We start from the raw sequence: 5,591 nt of genomic DNA, 5'->3' as shown, positions 1-5,591 counted from the left end.
TGTTGATGCTAAATAAACGAGGACATTCCTCCTTCGTGATGTGTCGAAGCTGTGGATTAGTCATCAACTGTCCAAATTGTGACATTTCACTCACCTATCATCGCTTTAATGATATAATGAAATGCCATTATTGTGGATTTGAGGAAGGAATGCCTTCTGATTGCCCTGAATGTGCTAGTGAACATATCCGATTCTTCGGTACAGGTACGCAAAAAGTGGAGGAAGAACTTGCAAAAATTCTCCCAGATGCACGAGTAATACGAATGGATGTCGATACAACAAGTAAAAAAGGTTCACATGAGCGGTTGCTGAATGCCTTTGGTGAGGGGAAGGCTGATATATTACTCGGCACCCAAATGATTGCCAAGGGACTTGATTTTCCCAATATCACTTTAGTTGGAGTCCTTTCAGCTGACACAATGCTCCATTTGCCCGATTTCCGTTCATCGGAAAAAACGTTCCAACTGCTGACACAAGTAAGTGGAAGAGCGGGACGTCACCAACTCCCAGGAGAGGTAGTCATTCAAACCTATACGCCTGAGCATTACAGCATCGAGCTTTCAGCTATGCAGGATTATGATTTCTTTTTTGAGCGAGAGATGTATCTCCGCAGGCAAAGTCATTACCCTCCCTATTATTATGTTGTGCTTATAACTGTTTCACATGAAGACTTAATGAAAACAGTGAGTGTCACGGATAAAATCACCAATTATTTAAGTTCACGATTGAATCGGGATTCTATCGTACTCGGTCCTGTTGCTTCGCCCATTAGTCGAATCAACAATAGATATCGCTACCAATGTCTGATAAAATACAAACGAGAGCCGGATCTTAATCAGCATTTACGTACACTTTTAGAGCATTATCAAAAAGAAACGGCCCAAAATCATCTGCAGATTTCAATAGATTTAAATCCGCAGATTATGATGTAATTGTTTTAGCGTTGGATGATTACCGCGAGCTGTTCTAGCTTGCGTTTTTATATAGTGAAGTTTTGGTTTTTATATTTAGGAGGGTACCTTTAATTTTGGCTATTTTACCGATTGTCTTGTTTCCTGAAAAAATTTTACAACAAAAATGCGATAAAATAACAAGTTTTGATAAAAAATTGGCTAAGCTGTTAAATAACATGTACGAAACGATGGTTGAAGCTGATGGCGTTGGCCTTGCTGCACCTCAGGTTGGCGTGAAAAAGCAAGTCGCGGTCGTTGAAATAGATGAAGGATCTGGTGTAATCGAACTGATTAATCCAGAAGTGCTAGAAGTGGAAGGCGAACAGACAGCCGTTGAAGGCTGTTTGRGTTTTCCAAGTATATACGGGGAAGTATCACGCCCATACCGCGTCAAGGTGCGGGCACAGGACCGAAAAGGATCCTTTTTCGAAATAGAAGCGGAGGATTTCCTGGCTAGAGCTCTCCAGCACGAAATAGATCATTTGCAGGGAGTGTTATTTACAAGTAAGGTTTCACGCTATATTACGGAAGAAGAGTTAGAAAGGTTTGAAGAAGAATGACAAAAATTATTTTTATGGGAACACCGGACTTTTCAGTACCGGTACTTAAAAGAATCCTTGACGAAGGTTATGACGTGATTGCGGTTGTTACACAGCCTGACCGTCCAGTGGGTCGCAAAAAGGTGCTAACACCCCCGCCTGTTAAGGTTGAGGCTGAAAAGCAGGGAATTCCCGTTTATCAACCCGAAAAAATCCGTGAAAAAGAAGATCTAGAAAAAATCATTGCATTGAAACCTGACTTAGTGGTGACGGCTGCTTTCGGACAAATTCTACCGAATGAATTGTTGGAAGCTCCAAAATACGGATGTATTAATGTACATGCTTCCCTGCTTCCTGAACTACGTGGAGGAGCACCTATCCATTATTCCATATTACAGGGGAAAGAAAAGACAGGAATAACTATCATGTATATGGCCGAGAAACTGGATGCTGGGGATATATTAACACAGGCAGAAGTTACCATAGAAGAAGAAGACAATGTCGGCACTCTACATGATAAATTAAGCAAGGTCGGTTCTGATTTACTTGCAGAAACATTGCCAAAGCTTATAAATGATGGGTTAAATGCGATTAAGCAAGAAGAAGATAAAGCAACTTTCGCACCTAACATTAGGCGGTCGGAGGAAAAAATCGACTGGTCGAAAACAGGGGAAGACATTTATAACCATGTACGTGGCCTGAATCCATGGCCTGTTGCCTACACACTCTTAAATGAATCCATTTTAAAAATTTGGCAGGCAAACAAGCTTGAACATAACAATCAGGCAGTGCCGGGGACGATTATTGATGTACGTAACGATGGTTTCGTCGTTTCGACAGGCAATGAGACGGCTATACTAGTTACGGAACTGCAGCCTTCAGGAAAGAAAAAAATGCCGGCGAAAGATTACTTGCGCGGAGCCGGGTCGTTCATTAAAGCAGGCATGAAGTTAGGAGAACAGAATGAAGCAAACTAAAAAGGGAGTACGTGAAATTGCTCTCGATATTTTGGAATCTGTAGAAAAAAACCAATCCTACAGCAACCTTTTACTTAACAACTTGATTAAAAAGCACCAGTTATCCGGTGTGGATAGTGGTTTGCTAACAGAAATAAGCTACGGTACGATTCAGCGGAAAATGACTTTGGATTACTATTTGAAGCCATTTATTAAGCAACCGAAAAAAACGCTAAGCTGGGTCATCAACCTACTTAGGCTCTCCGTTTATCAAATGATTTATTTAGATAAAGTACCAGATCACGCGATTATTTTTGAAGCTGTCGAAATCTCGAAAAAGCGTGGCCATAAGGGAACGTCTTCAATGGTCAATGGTGTGCTTCGTAATATTCAAAGAAATGGTGTAGCTCCTCTTGATGATATCAAAGATGAGCTTGAGCGCCTCTCAATCGAGGTAAGCCATCCTGCTTGGCTAGTCAAGCGTTGGGTAGAGCAATTTGGCTATGAGAAAACCAAGGAAATGTGTGAAATTAACTTAACTGCTCCACTGCAGACGGGAAGGGTTAATTTAAAGCAGATTTCTCGCAGTGAACTAATCAGCGTTTTGACAGAAGAAGGCTATGATGTTGAAGCAAGTGATGTTGTTCGAGAGGCAATTGTTAGCTATAAGGGAAATCTTGCTCATTCAGAAAGCTATAAATTGGGGTATCTATCGATTCAAGACGAAAGTTCGATGCTAGTCGCTCATGCGTTAGGAGCCAATGAGAATGATGCTGTTCTCGATTGCTGTGCTGCACCAGGAGGTAAGACAACTCATATCGCAGAAGGCTTAACCACAGGACAAGTATATGCCCTTGATCTTCATGAGCATAAGGTTAAACTCATCAAAGAGCAGGCAGAGCGGCTAAAGCTAAGAAACAACATTAAGACAATGGCCCTTGATAGCAGAAACGTCCAAGAACACTTTAATAAAGAAGGGTTTGACCGGATTCTTATAGATGCACCATGTTCAGGATTAGGTGTTATGCGCCGGAAGCCGGATGTAAAGTACACAAAAACAAAAGATGATATAATGAAACTCTCAAGTATACAAAAACAGTTATTGGAATCAGCTGCCCCGCTAGTAAAACAAGGCGGACGGTTAGTATATAGTACATGTACGGTGGATAAAGAAGAAAATGATAAAGTTGCTGCAGCATTTTTGGAAAACCATCCGGATTTTGAAAGTGATACGACATTGGCCACAAGAATGCCTGAAAGTGTTCAGCCATTTATTGAAGGCCATACGTTGCAAGTGTTCCCGCAATATTTTAGCAGTGATGGATTCTTTATTGCGAGTTTTAGAAAGAAGGTGCTGTAAATGGCAGAGATTACTAAATCATCAAGAGTAAAAAAAGACACAACACCAGAAAAACCATCGATTTATTCATTTGAGCTTCACCAAATTAAAGAATGGCTGGTTGAAAACGGCGAGAAGGCATTCCGTGCAGATCAAATTTATGACTGGCTTTACAAAAAGCGTATTTCTAGTTTTGAAGATATGTCCAACCTTTCGAAATCTTTACGCGATAAACTAGAAGAACAGTTCACATTCACTACATTAAAAACATTGATTCAGCAAACGTCAAATGACGGGACCATGAAGTTTTTATTTGAACTGCATGATGGATATTCGATTGAAACGGTATTAATGCGCCATGAATATGGAAACTCTATCTGTGTTACAACACAGGTGGGTTGTAGGATTGGTTGTACATTCTGTGCATCAACTCTTGGCGGCTTAAAACGAAACCTTGAATCAGGAGAAATCGTTGCCCAGGTCGTTAAGGTACAACAGGCACTTGATGAAGTGGAAGAACGCGTTAGCTCAGTCGTAATCATGGGAATCGGTGAACCGTTTGATAACTATGATAATATGATGTCTTTCTTGAAAAATATAAATCATGAAAAAGGCTTAAACATTGGAGCACGTCATATTACCGTTTCAACAAGTGGTATCATTCCAAAAATTTATAAGTTTGCTGAAGAGAGCATGCAAATCAATTTTGCGGTTTCCCTTCATGCCCCTAATACAGAATTGAGAAGTAAATTGATGCCAATCAACAAGGCCTATAAACTGCCAGACTTGATTGAAGCCATCAAATACTATACAGAAAAAACAGGGCGCCGGGTCAGTTTTGAATATGGTCTATTCGGAGGCGAAAATGATTCTGTGAAACACGCCGAAGAATTAGCCGATTTAATAAAAGACATTAAATGCCATGTCAACTTAATTCCGGTTAACTATGTACCGGAACGCGACTATGTACGTACACCTCGGGACCAAATTTTTGAGTTTGAAAAAACATTGAAAAAGCGTGGTATTAATGTAACGATCCGAAGGGAACAAGGCAGTGATATTGATGCAGCCTGCGGCCAGCTTCGGGCCAAGGAGCGCAAAGAAGAGACGAGGTGACCCTATGAGGGCAATATTTAAAACTGACCGTGGAAAAGTCCGCCAGCATAATGAAGATAATGGCGGAATCTTTAAGAATTCGGAAGGCGTTCGCCTTGCCATCGTTGCAGATGGCATGGGCGGCCACCGAGCCGGAGATGTAGCAAGTGCAATGACGATCGACCTTTTGAAAAAGGGCTGGGAGGAATCCAACGGGATTGATACAGCAAATGATGCAGAGGATTGGCTGAGAAAGAAAATTTTCTTGGTTAATCAATTGCTTTTTGAACATGCCGAGGCGAATACAGAATGCAAGGGCATGGGGACAACCATTGTTGCAGCCATTTGTACTGATAAATTTTCAACTATTGCCAACATCGGGGACAGCCGATGTTATTTGTATAATGAAAGTGGTTTTAAGCAGGTCACTGAAGATCATTCGCTTGTTAATGAATTAGTCCGTTCAGGCCAGATTTCTAAGGAAGACGCCGAGAATCATCCACGGAAAAATGTTTTATTACGAGCCTTAGGTACAGAAATGCAAGTGGAAATGGACATTACGACGGTCATTTTTGAAGAAAGTGATTTACTTTTGCTTTGCTCGGACGGTTTAACGAATAAAGTGAGTGAACAGGAACTTGAAGAAACAGTTACCAATGAGCAACCACTTGAAGAAAAGGCGAATTYGTTAATAGATAAGGCCAATCAC

6 protein-coding genes are annotated in these 5,591 nt (G+C 41.0%); all 6 read left to right on the top strand.

The annotated features are described in order from the left end of the window. Positions 1-932 (top strand): replication restart helicase PriA (priA, locus tag AC1DUW_RS20090; RefSeq protein WP_477643286.1); only part of this gene is annotated, 932 nt, incomplete at its 5' end. 95 nt (positions 933-1,027) lie between these two features. Continuing rightward, positions 1,028-1,513, top strand: a complete 486-nt coding sequence (gene def, locus AC1DUW_RS20085) for a peptide deformylase (protein WP_477643285.1) — start codon at positions 1,028-1,030, stop codon at positions 1,511-1,513. Continuing rightward, on the top strand, positions 1,510-2,469 hold the full coding sequence (fmt, locus tag AC1DUW_RS20080) for a methionyl-tRNA formyltransferase (RefSeq protein ID WP_053345274.1): 960 nt from the start codon (positions 1,510-1,512) through the stop codon (positions 2,467-2,469). The genes def and fmt overlap by 4 nt, the downstream gene beginning before the upstream one ends. Beyond that, entirely contained in the window at positions 2,456-3,808 is a 1,353-nt protein-coding gene (gene rsmB, locus AC1DUW_RS20075) for a 16S rRNA (cytosine(967)-C(5))-methyltransferase RsmB (RefSeq protein ID WP_053345275.1), read from the top strand. Before fmt ends, rsmB begins: the two co-directional genes overlap by 14 nt. Then, on the top strand, positions 3,809-4,903 hold the full coding sequence (gene rlmN / locus AC1DUW_RS20070; RefSeq protein WP_053345276.1) for a dual-specificity RNA methyltransferase RlmN: 1,095 nt from the start codon (positions 3,809-3,811) through the stop codon (positions 4,901-4,903). 4 nt (positions 4,904-4,907) lie between these two features. After that, positions 4,908-5,591: Stp1/IreP family PP2C-type Ser/Thr phosphatase (locus AC1DUW_RS20065; protein WP_477643284.1), on the top strand; the 684-nt coding region annotated here is incomplete at its 3' end.

The organism is Peribacillus sp. P4_C12 (genome assembly GCF_056402095.1).
Note: the sequence above shows the minus strand (reverse complement) of the source record. Positions and strands in the feature narration are given on the sequence as shown.